Genomic DNA, 22,164 nt, shown 5'->3' with positions numbered 1-22,164 from the left:
GTCCGACCTCAGGATTCGACGGCAAGCAGGGAGTCGTCGCGGGCGTCGGCCTGCGAAGGCGAAGGCGCGGACAGCGCGGCGCGGTCGCACATCGCGCCCATCGCCACCACGATCTTGCGGGGGCCCTCGTACGGATCGCGCGCATGCGCGGCAAGCATGTTGTCGAGCATCACGACGTCGCCGCGGCGCCAGTCGAAGCGCACCGCGCATTCCTCGTAGGCGCGGCCGATGAGGGCCATGGTCTCGTCGCTGATCGGCGAGCCGTCGCCGAAGCAGACATGGCGCGGCATGCGGTCCGCGCCGACCACGCCCAGCAGGTCTTCGCGCGCATCCGGCTCCAGACAGCTCGTGTGGTGCAACTGGACCTGGTTGAAGAACACGCGATCGCCCGTGACCGGGTGCGTGATCACGGCCGGGCAGCGGGTGCGGGTCTGCAGCGTGTCTTCGTCAAGCCAGCGCCAGGCGATGCCGGCGGTCGCCAGCCGGGCCTCGATCTCGGCGCGGCTCTCGGTCTTGAAGAACTCCTGCCAGCTCACGTCGAAGTGCGGCACGAAGGTGCGCACATAGAGCAGTTCCTTGCGCTCGAATTCGGCCACCAGTTCGGCGGGCAGGCGGCGCAGCATCTCGCGGCAATCGACGATCGGCGTGGCGCCGCCCACGGGCGACGGCAGTTCGCAGAAGAACCACTGCTTGCGCGGCCAGCGGTCCAGGTGCGAGCTCTCGTTGTGATACAGGATCATCTGGCGCTCGGGGTACGGCGTGGAGCGGTAGGTCTTCTTGCCGCCCTCCTTCTTCGGCAGGTCGCCGTAGCTGCCGTACAGCTCGGGCTCGATCATTTCGGCGAAGGCCTCGAAGTCCTGCGGCGTCTCCAGGCCGAAGTTGCGCAGCAGGATGCCACCGTGCTGGCGCAGCTTGGCCTCGATGAACTCGCGCTGGTCCCGTGCCCAGGCCACGGGATCGAGGTCGCTGCCCGTGGCCTCGATGACGAGCGGGAACTCGCGCGCCGGCGACAGGAACGACATGCGGATCGGCGAACGCGGCGCGGACGCGGCCACGCCGCGCTCCTTGCCCACGACCTTCTTGAGCATCTGCAGTTTGCCCAGTGCGGGCGTCGGGGAAGACATGGTCTTGGTTTCCAAAGAAGAGGAAATGAAAAAACTCTCCAGCGCGTCGGTCGGCGATGTGGCTACCTGCTGCAGAAGATCGCGCCATGCGGCGGATGCCCGTTCGATCGTCTCGCGCCGATACAGGCTGGTGGCGTAGACCCAATTGACCGTGAGTTCGGTCTCGCCCTCGGTGACGAACACGGCCAGGTCGAACTTCGAGGCGATCGTCGGCGGCGGCACGCTCTCGAGGGTCACGCCCGGGATCTCGAAGCGGCTGGCGGGCATGTTCTGCATCACGAACAGCACCTGCACCAGCGGGTTGTGCTGCTGGCTGCGCGGTACGCCCGACAGCTCGACGATCTGCTCGAACGAGAGGTCCTGGTGCTCGAAGGCCGACAGCGTGCTTTCCTTGACCTGCGCGAGCCATTGCGCGAAGCCCGTGCCGGGCGCCAGGCGCGAGCGCAGCGGCACCACGCCGACAAAAAAGCCGATGAGCGGTTCGAGATCGGGGTGGTTGCGGCCGGCGACGTCGGCACCGACCACCACGTCGTCGCGACCCGACTGCCGGTGCAGCACCAGCAGGAACACGGCCAGCAGCATCGTGTAGAGCGAGGTGCCGTGCTGACGCGCGAGCGCGCCGAGCGCGTCCGACAGCACCTTCGGGATCGCAAGGTTGACGCTGTCGCCCGCCGTCGACGCGACCTTCGGCCGTGTCAGATCAGGCACGAGGGTAGACACGGCCGGCACGCCGTCGAGGTAACCGCGCCAGAACGCAGCCTGCTCGTCGAACATCGCTTCGAGCTTGCGGTGCTGCCAGTCGGCGTAGTCCGCATACTGGATCGCCAGCGGCGGCAGCTGCGCCTCGCGGCCTTCGCGCAGCGCGGTATAGAACGCGATGAAGTCGCGCACGAACACGGCCTCCGACCAGCCGTCGAAGGCGATGTGGTGCACGCACAGCAGCAGCATGTGCTCCTGCGGCGCGAGCTGGAGCATGGAGGCGGCGAACACCGGCCCGTTCGCCAGGTCGAAGACGGTGCGCGCATGCGCGGCGAGCGCCTCTTGCACCGCCGCGGCCTTGCGGTCGTCCGGCAGCGCGGAAAGATCGTGCAGCGCGACGACGAGGCCGCCCCGCGGCGCGATGCGCGCGACCGGATCGCCTTCCTCGTTCTCGGGGAAGCTGGTGCGCAACGCCTCATGCCTTTGCATGATCGCGTCGAGCGTGGCGCGCACCGCATCGATGTGCAGCGCACCGGACAGCCGGAGCGCCGCCGTCACGTTGTAGGCCGAGCGGCTCTGCGCATCGGAGGCAGCGAACAGCCGGTCCACCAGCCACAGGCGCTGCTGCGACGGCGAGAGGCGCATGTCCGCGGTGCGCGCGACCGGCTGCAGCGCGGGCACCTGTCTGCCGGATTGCTGCGCGGCCTGCTGCGTCTCGCGCACATGGCTGGCGAGCGCGCGCAGCATCGGATGCTCGAAGAGCCGGCGCAACGGCAGCGCGACGTCGTAGGCGACGCGCACGCGCGAAGCGACCTGCGCGGCGAGCAGCGAATGGCCGCCGATCTCGAAGAAGTCGTCGTGGCGGCCCACGCGCGGCAGGCCCAGCACTTCGGCCCAGATCGCCGCGAGTTTTTCTTCGACCTCGCCCTCGGGTGCCTCGTAGGCCTGTGCCTGGGCCAGCTCCGGCTCGGGCAAGGCCTTGCGATCCACCTTGCCGTTCGGGTTCAGCGGCAATGCGTCCAGCACCACCAGCGTTCCGGGGACCATGTAGTCCGGCAGGACCTGGCCCAGCCGGTCCTTCAGCGCGGCCACTTCGATGGTCCGATCCGGCTGCGGCGACACATAACCCACCAGCCGCGCACCCGTCGGACCGTCGATGGCCACCACCACGGCTTCGCGCACTTCGGGCTGCGCGAGCAGTTGGGTTTCGATCTCGCCCAGCTCGATGCGGAAGCCCCGCACCTTCACCTGGTGGTCGGTGCGGCCCAGGTATTCGAGCTGGCCGTCGCCGCGCCAGCGCACCATGTCGCCGGTGCGGTAGAGCCGCCCGCCCTCGCCGTCATCGAAGGGGTTGGCGACGAAGCGCTCTGCCGTCAGCTCCGCGCGCGCGAGGTAGCCGCGCGCCAGGCCGACGCCGCCCAGGTACAGCTCGCCCGCCACGCCGGGCGGGGTCGGGTTGAGCGCGCCGTCGAGCACGTGCAGCTGCGTGGCCGCGATGGCGCTGCCGAACCTCGGCTCGCGCTCCACCCGATCGGCCGTCACCCAGACGGTCGCCTCGGTCGGTCCGTACATGTTCCAGAGCTCGATGCCGAGCGCGCGCAGGCTCAGCGCCAGGTCCGGGTGCATCGCTTCACCACCGCACAGGGCCTTGAACCGGGCCGGCAGGCCGTGCGCGCGAAAGTCGGCTTCCAGCAGGCGCCAGCCTGCCGGTGTCGACTGCAGCACGGTCACGCCCTGCTCGCGGATCAGGCGGCCCAGGGCTTCGCCGTCGCGCACGACGCCCCTTGGCGCCATCACGATGCGCGCACCGCACACCAGCGGCAGGTAGAGCTCGAGCGAGGCCATGTCGAAGGACAGCGAGCTCACCGCGACCAGCACGTCGTCCGCCGTCATGCCGGGCCGCTCGCGCATGCTCGCCATCAGGTGGCTCCATGCGTCGTGGCGCACCATCACGCCCTTGGGCTTGCCGGTGGAGCCCGAGGTGTAGATCACGTAGGCGAGGTTCTCGCCATGCAGTTCGACCTGCGGATCGGTGTCGGGGCCGAACTGCGCCGTCGCACCGGGGTCGTCCACCAGCAGCACCGTCGGCTTGTGCGCACCGGAAGCCAGGCGCTCCACCAGCGCCGTCTGGTGGCACTGCGCGAGCAGCAGCCCGATGCCGCTGGCTTCCACCATGAAAGCCAGCCGCTCCACCGGGTATTCCGGGTCCAGCGGCACATAGGCGCCGCCAGCCTTCAGGATGCCGAGCAGGCCCACCATCATGTCGATGGAGCGCTCCACCGCGATGCCCACCTTGGTCTCGGGCTTCACGCCCAGGGCGATCAGGCGATGCGCCAGGCGATTGGCACGCGCATTGAGTTCGCCATAGCTCAGCGTCTGGTCGCCAAAGACCAGCGCCACGGCATCGGGGCGCAGCGCGGCCTGCTGTGCGATCAACTGCGGCACGGGCGTCTCGTTCGGGTGGCGCTGCGGGTTCGTGCCCCAGGCGGCAAGCTGCGCGCGTTCGGCGGTGCCCAGCAGGTCGACATCGCCCACCGCCTGTTCTGGATGGTCCGCCAGCGCCTGCAGCACCGCCAGGTAGTGCCCGGCCATGCGCTCGATGGTCGCGGCATCGAACAGCTCCGCCGCATAGCGCAGGCTCGCATGCACGCGGCCTTCGCCATCCTCGACGGTCTCCAGCGCCAGTTCGAGCTGCGCGGCCTGTCCGCCGAGCGCGTATTCCTCCAGCGCAAGCCCGGGCAGCCCCTTGAGCACGCCGGCGCCGCTGCGCTGGTGGTTGAACAGCACCTGGAACAGCGGGTTGGTGCCAAGGATGCGCTCGGGCTGCAGCGCCTCGACCAGTTGCTCGAACGGCAGGTCCTGGTGCATCTGCGCGCCCAGCGCCGCTTCACGGGTCTGCGCCAGCAGTTGCGAGAGGCTGGCGCGATCGTCCATCGCCACGCGCAGCACCTGGGTGTTGGCGAAGAAGCCGATGACCCCTTCGGTTTCCGGCCGATGCCGGTTGGCGATCGGCACGCCGACGCGCAGGTCCTGCTGCCCGGTGTAGCGGTGCAGCAGCGCCTGGAACCCGGCGAGCAGCGCCATGAACAGCGTCGCGCCTTCGGCATGGGCGCGCTTGTGCAGCGCCTTCACCAGGCTGTCCGGCAGCACCAGGCTGTGCTGCATCGCACCGTAGCGGCCGTCGGTGCGCCGCGGCCGATCGGCCGGCACCTGCAGCACCAGCTGGCCGCGGCCCACATGCGCGGTCCAGTAGGCCAGCTGGCGCTCGCGCTCGCCGGCCTCCAGCCAGTTGCGCTGCCATGCGGCGTAGTCGGCGTACTGGATCGGCAGCGGCTGCAGCGCCGCCGCTCCCTCACCCTGCACACAGGCGCGGTACTGCGCCACGAATTCGTCCATCACGATGCGCAGCGACCAGCCGTCCGACACGATGTGGTGCATCACCAGCACCAGCACATGCGTTTCGGGCGCGAGCCGGATGAGGCCCACGCGCAAGAGCGGCCCCCGCGCCAGATCGAAGGGCGTGTTGGCGATGCGCCGCGCCGCTTCGCTCGCCGCGGCCTGTGCCTTCTCGCGGTCGGCGGCGGCGTCCGCCGCGAGGTCGATCTGCACGAAGTCGAGTTCGCCGTCCTCGCGGACCAGCTGCTCGACCTGCGCATCGGCATCGACCTGGAACACCGTGCGCAGCGATTCGTGGCGCGCCACCAACGCCTCGAAGCTGGCACGCACGGCCGCCACATCCAACGCCCCCGTGAGCTGGAGCGCGCCGCTGATGTGATAGGCCGTGCTCTGCGGGTCCAGTTGCCAGAGGAACCATTGCCTGGCCTGCACATAGGACAGCAGGCGCCGCCGCTCGGGCTGCGCCTTGACGATCGGCAGCCGCGCGAAATCGATCTTCTGTTGCGCCAGCAGGCCCAGGAAGGCCTTCTGCTTGTCGGCTGGGAGGCGGGCAAAGCGCTCCGCGATCTCCTGTTTCTTCGCGTCCATCAATCCTCCAGTGCTTCCAACAGGCTGGCCATCTGGTCCAGCTCCGCCACTTCGTCGTCGTCCGCACCGGCCGACCGCGCATCGCGCACGGCCTCGCCGATGGCCGCCAACGACGGCCGCTCGAAATAGGTGCGCAACGGCAGTTGCACCGCGAACTCGACCTGGGTCTTCGTCTGCACCTGCAGCACGGCCAGCGAATGGCCGCCGATCTCGAAGAAGTTGTCGTGGCGCCCCACGCGCGGCACGCCCAGCACCTCGGCCCAGATCGCAGCCAGCTTCTCTTCCACCTCGCCCTCAGGCGCTTCGTAGGCCTGCTGCTGCGCGAGCTCCGGCTGCGGCAGCGCCTTGCGCTCGACCTTGCCGTTCGGGCTCAGCGGCAGCGCATCCAGCACCATGAAGAGGCTCGGCACCATGTATTCCGGCAGCGTCCGGGCCAGCCTGTCCTTCAGTGCCGCGGTGTCGATTGCCTGGCCCGCATGCGCCGACACGTAGCCAACCAGCCGCGCGCCGGTGGGGCCTTCGCTGGCCACCACCACGGCTTCGCGAACCTCGGGCTGCGCCAGCAGTTGCGCCTCGATCTCCCCCAGCTCGATGCGGAAGCCCCGCACCTTCACCTGGTGGTCGATGCGACCCAGGTATTCCAGCTGGCCTTCGCTGTTCCAGCGCACCAGGTCACCCGTGCGGTACAGCCGACCACCCGCGTCGTCGAACGGATCGGCCACGAAGCGCTCGGCCGTCAGCGCCGCGCGGTCGAGGTAGCCACGCGCCAGGCCTTCGCCGCCGAGGTACAGCTCGCCCATCGCACCCAGAGGCACGGGCTCCATGTCGGCGCCAAGAACGAGCGCCTTGCGATTCCCCACGACGCGACCGATCGGCGCATAGGGCCAGACGCCCCGCTCCTCCACGCCCGCGCTCCAGGCGCAGGGCGTGATCACGCATTCGGTGGGCCCGTAGGCGTTGTGCAGTTGCTCGGGCGCGAAGGCCTCGCAGGCGGCACGAAAGTCGGCCTGGCTCCAGGCTTCGCCGCCGGCGATGCACAGGCGCACGGCCAGCAGCTCGGCCTTCGCATCCAGCGCGGCCTGCGCGATGTGGCGCAGGTAGGCCGGCGCGAAATACAGCACGTTCACGCCGCTGGCACGCGCCAGCGCGAGCAGCTCCTGCGGCGACTGCCGGCCGGCCGCGGCGACCACCACCGCCGCACCCACCGTCCAGGGCGCGAGCCACTGTTCGGCCGAGGCGTCGAAGCTGATCGAAGCGAACTGCAGCAGCCGGTCGCCCGGGCCATAGGCGTAGCGGCGCACGATGCTGCGCATGTGCATCGACAGCGGGCCGTGCGTGACGGCCACGCCCTTGGCGCGCCCGGTGGAGCCCGAGGTGTAGATGACGTAGGCGAGATGGTCGCCGTGCAACGGCACTTCGGGGTTGGTCGCGGGATGGCTGTCGGCTTCGTTGTCAATGCCGTCGAGCGCGATCTGCTGCAGGCCCGGCACCTGTGCCAGCCGCTCGCCGATGCCGGCGTCCGAACGCGTCAGCACCAGCCGCACGCCGCTGTCGGCCACCATGTAGGCCAGCCGCTCGGCCGGGTACTCGGGGTCGAGCGCGACGTAGGCGCCGCCGGCCTTCAGGATCGCCAGCAGCCCGATGAACATCTCGGCGCTGCGCGCCAGCGCGATGCCCACCTTGGCCTCGGGCTTCACGCCCAGCGCGATCAGCCGGTGCGCCAGGCGGTTGGCGCGCGCGTTGACTTCGCGGTAGCTCAGGTGCGTGCCCTGCGACACCAGCGCCACCGCATCCGGGCTCGCCAGCGCCTGGCGTTCCACGAGACGGTGCACCGCGTGCGTGGCCATCGGCGGCGCATCCGCTGCGTCCGGCGCTTCGCCGGCGCCCCACGACAACAGTTCGCGCCTCTCCTCATCGGGCAGCACCTCGATCTCGCAGATCCGCCGCTCGGGTTGCGTCGACAGGGCCTGCACGATCGCCTCGGTGGCCGCATACATGAGCCCGCACACGCGCTCGGGGTCCAGCGCCGCATCGACCTGGGCCGACAGCGCAAAGCCTTCGCCCAGGTCGTCCACCGACAGGTCGAAGGGGTAGTTGGTGCGCTCCTGCCGATCGAGGATCTGCATGCCTTCCCAGGCCGGGGCCTGCGCGGCGTCGTCTCCGGCGGCGCTGTAGCGGTAGTTCAGCAGCGCGGTGAACAGCGGCGTTCTTTCGGGCACGCCGCTGCAGCGCTGCGCCAGCGACAGGCTGGCGTGCTCGTGGTGCATCAGGCCGCTCAGGCTCTGGTGCATCTGGCGCAGGCATTGCGCCACGCTGCGCGGTCCCAGCTTCGAGCGCAGCGGCAGCGTGTTGATGAACATGCCCAGCGCCTGTTCGGCATGGGCGCCTGCCTGCATGCGGCCAAGCAGCACGGTGCCGAACACCACGTCGTCCTTGCCCGTGGTGCGACTGACCACCAGTGCCCAGGCCAGGTGGAACAGCGTCGCCGCGCTCACGCCATGGCGCTGCGCCTGGCGCCGGACCTGCAGCGCCAGTGCGGGCTCGAGCGCGCGCCGCGCCTCGCGAACCTGGGTGCCGTCGCCCTGCACGTCGAGCAGGTTGAAGGGCGCCGTCGGCTCCTGCACATCGCCCAGCATCTTGCGGAAGAAGGCCTCGTGCTCGGCCCGGCCCATGCCGAGCTTCGCCTGCCCCACGAAGCGCCGGAACGGCACCGCCTCGGGCAGCGCCTGTCGCTGCCCCTGCTGGATCAGCGCGATTTCCTTGACGATCAGCTCCAGCGTCGTGTGGTCCACGCCCATGTGGTGCTGCGGGATCTGCAGCAGCCAGCGCGTGTTGGCCGCATCGTGGACCGCCACCGCGCGCAACATCGGTGCCGTGCGCACGTCGATGCGGTAGTGGCCCGGGTCCACGAAGGCGTTGAGGCGGTCCAGCGCGTCCTCGCCCCGTGCCACGTCCAGCCATTGCAGCCTGAGCTCGGCCTGGCGATACACCACCTGCACCGGCTCCTCGAGTTCTTCCCACAGCACGGCCGTGCGCAGGATGTCGTGGCGTGCGATCACCTCATTGAAGCTCGCGATGAAGCGCTCCAGCCGCTCGCGGCTGTCGAAGGCCACGCAGTTCAGCGTGATGTAGGCATCGCCCTCGGCCTGCAGCAGGTGATGGAACAGCATGCCTTCCTGCATCGGCACCAGCGGGTAGATGTCCTGGATGTTGGCCGCGCCGCCCGGCACCGCCGCCTCGATGCGGGCGATCTGCCGTGCGTCGAGATCGACCAGCGTCAGCATCTCCGGCTGGATCGCCTTGCAATCCGCCGGAATGCCGTTGAGTGGCACCACCACTTCGCGGCGCACCGGCTCCACCGCCAGCGCCTCTGCGAAGGCGCCCAGTTCGGGCTGTTGGAACAGCGTGCGCACCTGCGTCGTCCAGCCTTGTGCGCGCATGCGCTCGAGCAGCCGCAGCGCCAGCAGCGAATGACCGCCCAGTTCGAAGAAGTTGTCGTTGCGGCCCACGCGTGCCACACCCAGCACATCGGCCCAGATCGCGGCGAGCGTCTCCTCCACCTCGCCCTCGGGCGCCTCGTAGGCACGTTCGCTCGTGAACTCCGCCATCGGCAATGCCTTGCGGTCCACCTTGCCGTTGGCATTCAGCGGCAGGCCTTCGAGCACCACGATGGCCGAGGGCACCATGTAATCAGGCAGTGCCTGGCCCAGCTTGCTTTTCAGTCCGGCAATGTCGATCGCATGGCCGGCATGCGCCGACACATAGCCCACCAGCCGCGTGCCGGCCGGGCCTTCGTTGGCCACCACCACCGCTTCGCGCACTTCAACTTGTGCCAGCAGTTGCGCCTCGATCTCTCCCAGCTCGATGCGGAAGCCCCGCACCTTCACCTGGTGGTCGATGCGGCCCCGATATTCCAGCTGCCCATCGGCGTTCCAGCGCACGAGGTCACCGGTGCGGTACAGCCGCTCGCCGTCCGGCCCCGCGACGAAGCGCTCCGACGTGAGGCCTGCCCGATGCAGATAACCGCGCGCGAGGCCGGCGCCGAAGACATGCAGTTCCCCGGCCACGCCGATCGGCACCGCATTCATCTGCGCATCGAGCACGCGCAGTCCGAGGTCCGGAATCGCAAGGCCCACAGGACTGCGCTGCTGGCCGATGTCGGCCGCGGTGATCCGGCGGTAGGTCACGTGCACCGTGGTCTCGGTGATGCCGTACATGTTGACCAGGTGCGGGCTTTCGTCGCCGTGGTGCTCGATCCACTGGCGCAGCCGCTGCGGATCGAGCGCCTCGCCGCCGAAGATCACCACGCGCAGCGCCAGCCGCTCCTGGTAGGTCTGCGGCAGGCTGGTCAGTTGGCCGAAGGCCGAAGGCGTCTGGTTGAGCACCGTCACCTGCTGATCGCGCAGCAGTCGCAGGAAGTCCTCGGGCGAGCGGCTGACCCAGAAGGGCACGATGACCAGCCTGCCGCCGGTGCACAGCGCACCGAAGATTTCCCACACCGAGAAATCGAAGGCGTAGGAATGGAACAGGGTCCAGGTGTCATGCCGGCCGAAACGGAACCAGGCATCGGTGGCGGCGAGCAGCCGCGTCACGTTGCGATGGCACAGCTGCGCGCCCTTGGGCCTGCCGGTGGAACCGGAGGTGTAGATCACGTAGGCGAGGTTCTCGCCGTGCAGTGCGACCTGCGGGTCGTGCGCAGGCTGGTCGTCGAGCGCCAGCGTGTCGAGCGACAGCACCTGCAGCCCTTCGGCGCCGGGGATCAGCGCGCCCAGGTGGCTTTGCGTCAGCAGCAGCGTCACGCCGCTGTCGGCCACCATGTAGGCCAGCCGGTCCACCGGGTATTCGGGGTCCAGCGGCACATAGGCACCGCCGGCCTTCAGGATGCCCAGCAGGCCCACCATCATTTCGATGGAGCGCTCCACTGCGATGCCGACCTTGGTCTCGGGCTTCACGCCCAAGGCGATCAGATGGTGCGCCAGGCGATTGGCGCGCGCATTGAGTTCGCCATAGCTCAGCGTCTCGTCGCCGAAAACCAGCGCCACGGCATCGGGCTGCTGCGCAGCCTGCTGCTCGATCAGGCGATGCACCGGCGTCGCACCGGAATGGCTCTGCGGCTTCGAGCCCCACGCTGCGAGCTGTGCGCGTTCGGCGTCGCCCAGCAACGCCACCTCGCACACCGCCTGCCCGGGGCGCGTGGACAGGGCCTCGACGATCCCGTGGACGGCAGTGCGCATGAAATCGCACATGCGCTGCGCATCGACCTGCCGGCTGATCTGCGCGATCAGCACGAATTCGTCGCCGACGTCGTTGATCGACATCGTGAACGGGAAGTTCGTGCGCTCCTTCTCGCTCAGCATCGCGATGCCATGCAGCCCACCGGATTCCGCCGCGCCATCGCGCTGCGGAACATGGCGGTAGTTGAGCAACGCCGAGAACAGCGGCGTGGCGACCGGCAGCGCACTGCAGCGCTGCGCCAGCGCCAGGCTGGCGTGTTCGTGGTGCATCAGCGCGCTCAGGGCAGCGTGCGTCTGGCGCAGGGATTGCGAGACGCTCTGCGCATCCACGCGCACGCGCAGCGGCAGCGTGTTGACGAACATGCCGATGGCCCGTTCGGCATGGGCATCTCCACTCATGCGGCCGAACAGCACGGTGCCGAAGACCACGTCCTGCCGGCCGGTCGTGCGGGCCAGCACCAGGGCCCAGGCCAGGTGGAACAGCGATGCGGCGCTCACGCCGTGACGCTGTGCCTGCCGCCTCAGCTTTTGCGCGAAGCCGCTGTCCAGCGACAGCCGGACTTCGTCAATCGCGTCGCCGTTGCCCTGCACGTCGAGCAGATCGAAGGGTGCCGTCGGCTCCTGCACGTCGCCCAGCATCTGGCGGAAGAAGGCCTCGTGCTCGGCCTGGCTCACGCCCAGCCTGGCCTGCGCCACGAAGCGACGGAAGGGCACGGGTTCGGGCAGCGCATGCGCCTGGCCTTGCTGGATCTGCGCGATTTCCTCGCCGATCATCCGCAGCGTGGTGTTGTCGTCGATCAGGTGATGGCTGAGCACCTGCAGCAGCCAGCGCCCATTGGGCACATCGCGAACCGCGGTCGCCTTGAGCATCGGCGCCTTGCGCACGTCGATGCGATGGTGGTCCGGCCCCGCGAAGGCGTTGAGTCGGCCCAGCGCGTCGAGTCCCTGCGAGTCTTCGGGAATATCCAGCCATTGCAGCGCCAGTTCGGCCTGGCGGTAGACGACCTGCACCGGCTCGTCGAGTTCTTCCCACAGCACGGCTGTGCGCAGGATGTCGTGGCGCGCGATCACTTCGTTGAAGCTCGCGATGAAACGCTCCAGCCGCTCGCGGCTGTCGAAGCCCATTCCATGCTCGGTGACGTACGCATCGCCCTCGGCCTGCAGCAGGTGATGGAACAGCATGCCTTCCTGCATCGGCACCAGCGGGTAGATGTCCTGGATGTTGGCCGCGCCGCCCGGCACCGCCGCCTCGATGCGGGCGATCTGCCGTGCGTCGAGATCGACCAGCGTGAGCATCTCCGGCTGGATCGCCTTGCAATCCGCAGGAATGCCGTTGAGTGGCACCACCACTTCGCGGCGCAACGGCTCCACCGCCAGCGCCTCTGCAAAGGCGCCCAGCTCGGGCTGCTGGAACAGCGTGCGCACCTGCGTCGTCCAGCCTTGTGCGCGCATGCGCTCCAGCAGGCGCAACGCCAGCAGCGAATGGCCGCCCAGTTCGAAGAAGTTGTCGTTGCGGCCCACGCGCGCCACGCCCAGCACATCGGCCCAGATCGCGGCCAGCTTCTCTTCGACCTCGCCTTCGGGCGCCTCGTAGGCTCGCTCGCTTGTGAACTCCGCCGCTGGCAATGCCTTGCGGTCCACCTTGCCGTTGGCATTCAGCGGCAGGCCTTCGAGCACCACGATGGCCGACGGGACCATGTAATCAGGCAGCGCCTGGCCCAGCTTGGCTTTCAAGTCGGCGATGTCGATGACCTGGCCGGCATGCGCCGACACATAGCCCACCAGCCGCGTGCCGGCCGGGCCTTCGTTGGCCACCACCACCGCTTCGCGCACTTCCACTTGTGCCAGCAGTTGCGCCTCGATCTCTCCCAGCTCGATGCGGAAGCCCCGCACCTTCACCTGGTGGTCGATGCGACCCAGGTACTCCAGTTGTCCTTCCGAGTTCCAGCGCACCAGGTCGCCCGTGCGGTACAGCCGGCCGCCCCGCTCGTCGAACGGATCGGCCACGAAGCGCTCGGCCGTCAGCCCCGCGCGATCGAGGTAGCCGCGCCCCAGGCCGACACCGCCCAGGTACAGCTCGCCGGCCACGCCCTCGGGCACGAGGCCCAGTGCGGCATCGAGCACGCAGGTCTTGAGGCCATCGATGGGACGGCCGATCGGCACCTGGCTGCGGCCGTCCGCACGGCACTGCCAGTGCGTCACGTCGATCGCCGCCTCGGTCGGGCCGTAGAGGTTGTACAGGCGCGCACGCGGCAGCCGCTGGAACACCGCGTTCTGCGCTTCGGCCGGCAGGGCCTCACCGCTGCAGACGATGCGTTCCAGGCTCTCGCAGGCCTCGACGCCTTCGTGCGCCAGGAAGGCCAGCAGCATCGACGGCACGAAGTGCAGCGTGCTGATGCGGTGCTCGCGAATCAGCGCCACCAGCCGCGACGGATCGCGGTGGTCGCCCGGATTGGCGAGCACCAGGCGCGCGCCGGTCATCAGCGGCCAGAAGAACTCCCACACCGAGACGTCGAAGCTGAACGGCGTCTTCTGCAGCACGGTGTCGGTGCCGTCCAGGCCATAGGCCGCCTGCATCCAGGCCAGCCGGTTGTGCAGCGCACGGTGCCGGTTGGCTGCGCCCTTGGGGCGGCCGGTGGAACCGGAGGTGTAGATGACGTAGGCGAGGTTCTCGCCGTGCAGCGCGACCTGTGGGTCGTGCGCAGGCTGGGCGTCGAGCGCCAGCGTGTCGAGCGACAGCACCTGGAGCCCTTCGAGGCCGGGCACGCTCAGGTGGCTTTGCGTGAGCAGCAGCGCCACACCGCTGTCGGCCACCATGTAGGCCAACCGCTCGGTCGGGTACTCCGGGTCCAGCGGCACATAGGCGCCGCCGGCTTTCAGGATGGCCAGCAGGCCCACGACCATCTCGATGGAGCGCTCCACCGCGATGCCGACCTTGGTCTCGGGCTTCACGCCCAGCGCGATCAGATGGTGGGCCAGGCGGTTCGCTCTTGCATTGAGTTCGCCGTAGCTCAGCGTCTGCTCTCCGAAAACCAGTGCCTCGGCATCGGGATGCCGCGACACCTGCTGCTCGATCAGGCGATGCACCGGCGTCGCATCGGGATGGCTTTGCGGGTTCGTGCCCCACGCCGCGAGTTGTGCGCGCTCGGCTTCGCCCAGCAACACCACCTCGCCGATTGCCTGTTCCGGACGGTCCGCCAGGGCCTGCAGCACGGCCAGGTAGTGCGTCGCCATGCGCGCGATGGTCGAGGCATCGAACAGCTCCGCCGCGTAGCTGAACTTCGCATGCAACCGGCCATCGGGGCTTTCGTCGGTGAGCAGCATCAGTTCGAACTGCGCGGCCTGGGGACCCAGGTCATAGGGTTCGAGCGTGAGGCCCGAAAGGCCCTTCAACCCCGAGAAATCGCTGCGCTGGTGGTTGAACATCACCTGGAACAGCGGATGAACGCCGGCGATGCGCTCGGGCTGCAGGGCCTCGACCAATTGCTCGAACGGCAGGTCCTGGTGCATCTGCGCGCCCAGCGACGCTTCGCGGGCCTGTGCCAGCAGTTGCAACAGGCTGGTGCGCTCGTCCGCCACGCTGCGCAGCACCTGGGTGTTGACGAAGAAGCCGATGACGCTCTCGGTCTCCACGCGGTGGCGGTTCGCGATCGGCACGCCCACGCGGATGTCTTCCTGGCCGCTGTAGCGGCCGAGCAGCGCCTGGAAGCCGGCCAGCAGCACCATGAACAGCGTGGCGCCCTGGGCCTGCGCCTGCTTCTGCAGACCCTGGACCAGCGACGCGGGCAGCTCGACCCGATGGGCGACGGCGGTGTAGCGGGCATCGGCCTTGCGCAGCCGGGCCAGCGGCAACTGCAGCACCGGCTGCGTCTCGCCGAGCTGCGTCTTCCAGTAGGCGAGCTGGCGGTCCTGTTCGCCGGCCTCCAGCCAGTGCCGTTGCCACACCGCGTAGTCGGCGTACTGGATCGGCAATGGCGCCAGCGCCGGCGCCTCGCCCCGCACGCGGGCGCGGTACTGCGCCACGAACTCGTCCACGATGATCTGCAGCGACCAGCCGTCCGACACGATGTGGTGCATCACCAGCATGAGCACATGCGTTTCGGGTGCGAGACGGATCAAGCCCACGCGCAGGAGCGGGCCCTGCGTCAGGTCGAAGGGCGTGCCGCCGATGCGCTGCGCCGCTTCGCGGGCCATCGCCTCGCGTTGCCCGGCATCCGCCTGGCTCAGGTCCATCAGCGAGAAGTCGAACGCGCCGTCCTCGCCGATCACCTGTTCGGCGAGGCCGTCGGCGTCGGCGCGGAATACCGTGCGCAGCGACTCATGGCGCGCCACCAGCGCTTCGAAGCTCGCGCGCACCGCGTCCACGTCCAGCGCACCGGTGAGCGTCAGCGCATCGCTGATGTGATAGGCCGTGCTCGTCGGGTCGAGCTGCCACAGGAACCACTGGCGCAGCTGTGCATAGGACACGTGGCAGCGGCCCGGGGTCTCGCTCTCGCGCGCGAGGATCGGAAACTGGTCGAGCGTCAGCCCCTTCGAACGGATCCCCTGGTACACGACACGACGCTGTTCGGTGGGCAACCGGGAGAAGCGCTCTGCAATGCGACGGGTCGCGGTTGTTTCCATCAAACAGCCTCCATGCTGTCAAGCAGTGAATCGATTTCCGAAAGCGCCTGGTCGGTGGCGCCCTCCTGGAGCGTGCCCGCCAGCAGCGCCGCCTGCGCGGCCAGCGTCGGGTGCTGGAAAACGTCGCGGATCGTGAGCTGGCCGCGCGCCAGACCCTGCACTCGGGCCACGAACTGCGCGACCAGCAGCGAATGGCCGCCGAGCTCGAAGAAGTTGTCGTGCCGGCCCACGCGCTCGGCGCCCAGCACCTCGGCCCAGGCTGCGGCGAGCTTCTCTTCCGCCTCGCCTTCGGGCGCCTCGTAGGCACGTTCGCTCGTGAACTCCGCCGCCGGCAATGCCTTGCGGTCCACCTTGCCGTTGGCGTTCAGCGGCAGGCCGTCGAGCACCACCCACGCCGCCGGCACCATGTAGTCGGGCAGTGCCGTGCCCAACCTGCTTTTCAGTTCGGCGACATCGATCGCCTGGCCAGCCTGCGCCGACACATAGCCCACCAGCCGCGTGCCGGCCGGGCCTTCGTTGGCCACCACCACCGCTTCGCGCACCTCGGGCTGCGCCAGAAGTTGCGCCTCGATCTCCCCCAGCTCGATGCGGAAGCCCCGCACCTTCACCTGATGGTCGATGCGCCCCAGGTACTCCAGCTGGCCTTCATTGTTCCAGCGCACCAGGTCGCCCGTGCGGTACAGCCGCTCCCCATGGTTCGCCGCCACGAAGCGCTCGGCCGTCAGGCCCGCGCGGTTCAGGTAACCCCGTGCCAGGCCTTCGCCCGACACATGCAGTTCGCCGGCCACGCCGATCGGCACCGGGCTCAACTGCGCATCGAGCACGCGCAGGCCCAGGTCGGGAATTGCAACGCCGACGGGACTGCGTTGCCGGCCGATATCGGCCGCGGTGATCCGGCGCCAGGTCACGTGCACCGTCGTCTCGGTGATGCCGTACATGTTGACCAGTTGCGGATGCTGGTCGCCATGGTGTTCGATCCAGGTCCGCAACCTTTGCGGCTCCAGCGCCTCGCCGCCGAAGATCACCGTGCGCAGCGCGAGGCCGCCTTCATGGGCCTGCGGCAGGCTCGTGAGCTGGCCGAAGGCCGAAGGCGTCTGGTTGAGCACGGTCACCTGCTCTTCGCGCAGCAGGCGCAGGAAGTCCCCGGGCGAACGGCTGGCCCAGAAGGGCACGATGACCAGCTTGCCGCCGGTGCACAGCGCACCGAAGATTTCCCACACGGAGAAGTCGAAGGCATAGGAGTGGAACATCGTCCACACGTCCTGGAGTCCGAAGTGGAACCACGGCTCGGTCGCATCGAGCAGCCGCGTCACGTTGCGATGGCACAGTTGCGCGCCCTTGGGCCGGCCGGTGGAACCGGAGGTGTAGATGACGTAGGCGAGGTTGTCGCCGCTCAACGCGACCTGCGGGTCGGCGTCGGATTCGCTGCCCGTGTCCAGCGTGTCGAGCGCGAGCACCTGCAATGCCTCGATGCCGGGCACGTCCAGGTGGCCCTGCGTGAGCAAGAGCTCGATGCCGCTGTCGGCGACCATGTAGGCCAGCCGGTCCGCCGGGTACTCCGGATCCAGCGGCACGTAGGCACCGCCGGCCTTCAGGATCGCAAGGATCCCCACCACCATCGCAACCGAACGCTCCACCGCGATGCCCACCTTGGCTTCGGGCTTCACACCCAGCTTGATCAGGCGATGCGCCAGGCGGTTCGCGCGTGCGTTGAGCTCGCCGTAGCTGAGCGTCTCGCCATCGAACGCCAGCGCGGGCGCCTGTGGCCGCACCCTGGCTTGCCGTTCGATCCGGCGGTGCAGCGGTCCCGTGTCCGTTGCGCGCGGCGCATGTTCGCTCCACGCCGCGAGCTGCGCCTGCTCGGCCTGGCCCAGCAGCATCACGTCGCCCACGGCTTGCTCCGGCGCATCCGCCAGCGCCTGGAGCACCGCGAGGTAGTGCCCAGCCATGCGTTCCATCGTCTCTGCGTCGAACAGCTCGGCCGCATAGCGCAAGCTCGCCTGCACCCGGCCGTCCATGTCCTCGCTGGTGTCCAGCGCCAGTTCGAACTGGGCGGCCTGCGCTTCCAGTTCGTAATCCGTCAGCGTGAGGCCGGGCAGGCTTTGCAGCGCGCGAAAGTCGCCGCGCTGGTGGTTGAACATCACCTGGAACAGCGGGCTCGTGCTGAGGCTGCGCTCGGGTTGCAACGCTTCGACAAGCTGCTCGAACGGCAGGTCCTGGTGCGCCTGCGCGCCCAACGCCGCATCGCGGGCCAGCGCCAGCACCTGCAACAGCGTCGCGCGGCCGTCCACCACGCCGCGCAGCACCTGCGTGTTGACGAAGAAGCCGATGACGCCTTCGACCTCCGCCCGATGGCGGTTGGCCACCGGCACGCCCAGGCGGATGTCCGACTGGCCCGTGTAGCGACTGAGCAGCACCTGGAAGCCCGCGAGCAGCGCCATGAACAGCGTCGCGCCCTGGCCCTGCGCGCGCCGGTGCAGCGCCTTGACGAGCGCGTCAGGCAACGCAAAGCCGTGGCGCACGGCGCTGTAGCGCCCATCCGCGCGCCGCGCATGGTCGGTGGGCAGTTGCAGCACAGGCTGCTCGGTGCCCACATGCGCGGTCCAGTACGCGAGCTGCCGTTCCTTCTCGCCGGCTTCGAGCCAGACGCGCTGCCAGGCCGCGTAATCCGCGTACTGGAGCGGCAGGGGCTGCAGCTCGGGCGCATGGCCCAGGACGCGTGCGCGGTAGCACGCCACGAACTCGTCCACGATGATCTGCATCGACCAGCCATCGGACACGATGTGGTGCATCACGACGACCAGCACATGCTTCTCGGCCGCCAGGCGGATCAGGCCGACGCGCAGCAGCGGGCCCTCGCCCAGGTCGAAGGGCGTGTCGCTGAGGCGGCGCGCCTCTTGCCTGGCGCGGGCCTCGCGCTTCCCGTCTTCGGCAACGTTGCCCAGATCGACCAGCGAGAAATCGATGCCACCGGTTTCACGGATCACCTGCGCGGCCATGCCCGAGGCATCGGCACGGAACACCGTGCGCAACGACTCGTGGCGCTGCACCAGTTCATGCAGGCTTGCGCGCACCGCGTTCGTGTCCAGTGCACCGGCGAGCCGCAGCGCGCCGCTGACGTGGTAGGCCGTGCTCTCCGGATCGAGCTGCCACAGGAACCATTGGCGCGCCTGCGCATGGGACAGCGCGAGACCGCCCGCGCGCTGCGATGCCGGCAGCGCCGGGATCGAGGGAACGTCCGCGGCATCGTCGCCGCGGATCGCACGGGCGATCGACGCCAAGCCCTGGTGTTCGAACACCTGGCGCGGGCTCATCCGAATGCCGTGCCGGTGGGCGCGGGCGACCACCTTCAGGCTGAGAATCGAGTCGCCGCCGAGTTCGAAGAAGTTGTCGTTGCGTCCCACGCGCGCCACACCCAGCACCTCGGCCCAGATGGCCGCGAGCGCCTGCTCCACCTCGCCCTGGGGCGCTTCGTAGGCTCGCTCGCTCGTGAACTCCGCGCGCGGCAGCGCCTTGCGGTCCACCTTGCCGTTGGCATTCAGCGGCAGGCGCTCCAGCACCATCACCACGCCGGGCACCATGTAGTCGGGCAGCACCGAGCCAAGCCGGCCACGCAGCGCGGTCACGTCGATCACCTGGCCCGCATGCGCCGAGACATAGCCCACGAGCCGCGCGCCCGAGGGACCTTCGTCGGCCACAACCACCGCTTCACGCACCTCGGGCTGCGCCAGCAACTGCGCCTCGATCTCGCCCAGCTCGATGCGGAAGCCCCGCACCTTCACTTGGTGGTCGATGCGACCCAGATACTCGATCTGGCCTTCCGCATTCCAGCGCACGAGGTCCCCCGTGCGATACAGCCGCTGGCCGTTGTTCGTGGCCACGAAGCGCTCGGACGTCAGGCCGGCGCGGTTCAGATAGCCCCGCGCGAGGTTGATCCCGCCCAGGTACAGCTCGCCCGCCACACCCGCGGGCACTTCATTCAGCTGCGCATCGAGCACATGCGCCTGCGTGTCGCTGATGGGCCGTCCGATCGGCACCTGGCTCAGCCCGTCGTCGCGGCAGGTCCACTGCGTGACGTGGATGGTGGTCTCGGTCGGACCGTACAGGTTCTGCAGCGAAGCGCCTTTCAGGCGCTGCAGGGCTTCGCGCTGCGTGGCCGCGGGCATGGCCTCGCCGCCGCAGATGATGTAGCGCAGCCGCGTGGTGGCCTCGATGCCCTCGTGCGCAAGAAAGGCCTGCAGCATCGAGGGTACGAAGTTCAGCGTGGTGATCTGGTGGCGCTGGATCAACTGCACCAGCCGCTCCGGATCGCGGTGGTCGCCGGGGTTGGCGATGACCAGCCGCACACCGGTGGTCAGGGGCCAGAACATCTCCCAGCACGAGACGTCGAAGCCGAACGGCGCCTTGTGCAGCACGGTGTCGACCTCGGTGAGGCGGTAGGTCTCCTGCATCCAGGCCATGCAGCTGTAGAGGGCGTCGTGGCGGATCGCCGCGCCCTTGGGCTTGCCGGTGGAGCCGGAGGTGTAGATGACGTAGGCCAGGTGTTCGCCGTACAGCGCGACCTCGGGGTCGGCTGCGGATTCGGCATTGACGTCCAGGGTGTCGAGTTCGAGAACTCGCAGTGCGTCACCGGCGGGCAGCAGGGGACGCAGGTGGTGCTGGGTCAGCAGCAACGACAGCCCGCTGTCGGCCACCATGTAGGCCAGCCGATCGGCGGGGTACTCGGGGTCCAGCGGCACATAGGCGCCGCCGGCCTTCAGGATCGCGAGGATGCCCACCATCATTTCGACCGAGCGGTCGACCGCGATGCCCACGAGGGTCTCGGGCTTCACGCCCAGCGAGATCAAGTGGTGCGCGAGACGGTTGGCCCGCGCATTGAGTGCACCGTAGCTCAGCGCTTCATCGCCGAACAGCAGCGCGGTCGCATCCGGCGTTTGCCGCGCGTGCTGCTCGATCTGCCGGTGCACCGGCTGCGCGCCCTCGTGCCTGCGCGTGTTCTCGCTCCACGACGCAAGCTGCGCGCGCTCGGTCTTGTCGAGCAGCGCGACATCGCTCACCGCCCGCCGCGGCTCATTTGCCAGCGCCTGCAGCACCGCCAGGTAGTGCCCCGCCATGCGCTCGATGGTCTGCACGTCGAACAGCTCCGACGCATAGAGGATGGTCGCGTCGACCCGGCCGTCCTCGAGTTCGAGCGTCTGCAAGGTCAGCTCGAACTGCGCGGCCTCCTCCTCGAAGTCCAGCCGCTCCACGGCAACGCCTGGCCACTCGGCCAGCGAGCGATGGTCGCGGCGCAGGTGGTTGAACATCACCTGGAACAGCGGATTGGCGCTCAGGCTGCGCTCGGGTTGCAGCGCGCCGACCAGTTGCTCGAAAGGCAGGTCCTGGTGCGTCTGCGCGCCGATGGCGGCGTCGCGGGTCTGCACCAGCAGCTCGGCCAACGTCATGCGTGCGTCGATCTGCGAGCGCAGCACCTGGGTGTTGACGAAAAAGCCGACGACGCCCGCCGTTTCGGTGCGGTTGCGGTTGGCAATGGGCACGCCGACGCGCACATCCGTCTGCGCCGTGTGGCGGAACAGCAGCGCGTTGAAGCCGGCGAGCAGCGCCATGAACAGCGTCGCGCCCTGCCCTTGCGCCTGCTGCCGCAACCGCTCGATGGTGTCGGCGGGCAGCGCGAAAGTGTGATGCGCCGCGCGATAGCGGCCATCGGCCTTGCGCGGGTGATCGGTGTGCAGCGAGATCACCGGCTGCTCCGTTCCCAGGTGACCACGCCACCAGCCGAGCTGGCGCTCGCCCTCGCCCTCGGCCAGCCACTGGCTCTGCCATAGCGCGTAGTCGGCGTACTGGATCGGCAGCCCGGCATGCACCGGCGCCTGGCCCTGCACGCGCGCCGCGTACTGCACGGCCAGCTCGTCGAGGATCAACTGGACCGACCAGCCGTCCGACACGATGTGGTGCATCACGACCAGCAGCCGATGGCTTTGCGCGCCGGTGCGCAGCAGCACGGCGCGCATCAGCGGGCCGCGCGTGAGGTCGAAGGGCTCGGTGCGGATGCGCCGCACCTCCTGCTGGATCGCCGCACCGCGCGCCTCACCATCCAGCGCAGCCAGGTCGATGCAGGACAGCGCGACGTCGGCCGTCTCCTGGACGACCTGTTCCACCTCACCGTCGCCGGCCTCGTGGAAGACGGTGCGCAGCGATTCGTGGCGATCGACCAGCGCCTGCACGCTGGCGCGCAGCGCCAGGACGTCGAGATCGCCATCGAGCACGAGGCCGCCGCTCAGGTGATAGGCGGTGCCCGCCGGGTCCAGCTTCCAGAGAAACCACTGCCGTTGCTGCGCGAAGGACAAGGCGATGCGCTCGCCCGCCGGTCGTCGTGGAATCGAGGACCGCTCGGCGCGATCGGCGCCGACCGCGCCGCGCAATCGCTGCGCCAGCTTGGCGCGCTGTTCCGCCGTCAGGTTGGCGCGGCGCGTGGAAATGTCTTGGATGTCAGACATGGA

3 protein-coding genes are annotated in these 22,164 nt (G+C 69.1%); all 3 read right to left on the bottom strand.

Annotated elements, in window-relative coordinates; genetic code table 11:
- Positions 1–8: 8 nt before the first annotated feature.
- Genes ACSFA7_RS13500 through ACSFA7_RS13490 form a run of 3 tightly spaced genes read right to left on the bottom strand, consistent with a single transcriptional unit; the run spans position 9 to position 22,161 of the window.
- Positions 9–5,807 (bottom strand): non-ribosomal peptide synthetase, encoded by a 5,799-nt coding sequence (locus tag ACSFA7_RS13500; RefSeq protein WP_435499828.1) that lies wholly within the window; start codon positions 5,805–5,807, stop codon positions 9–11.
- Positions 5,807–15,664, bottom strand: coding sequence for an amino acid adenylation domain-containing protein (locus ACSFA7_RS13495; RefSeq protein ID WP_435499827.1), 9,858 nt, complete (start codon positions 15,662–15,664; stop codon positions 5,807–5,809). Before ACSFA7_RS13495 ends, ACSFA7_RS13500 begins: the two co-directional genes overlap by 1 nt.
- Positions 15,664–22,161, bottom strand: a complete 6,498-nt coding sequence (locus ACSFA7_RS13490; RefSeq protein ID WP_435499826.1) for an amino acid adenylation domain-containing protein — start codon at positions 22,159–22,161, stop codon at positions 15,664–15,666. The genes ACSFA7_RS13495 and ACSFA7_RS13490 overlap by 1 nt, the downstream gene beginning before the upstream one ends.
- Between the last annotated feature and the right edge of the window lie 3 nt (positions 22,162–22,164).

The organism is Variovorax trehalosi, from assembly GCF_051216415.1.
Lineage (GTDB): Bacteria > Pseudomonadota > Gammaproteobacteria > Burkholderiales > Burkholderiaceae_C > Variovorax.
This window is presented reverse-complemented; position numbering and strand designations above follow the sequence as displayed.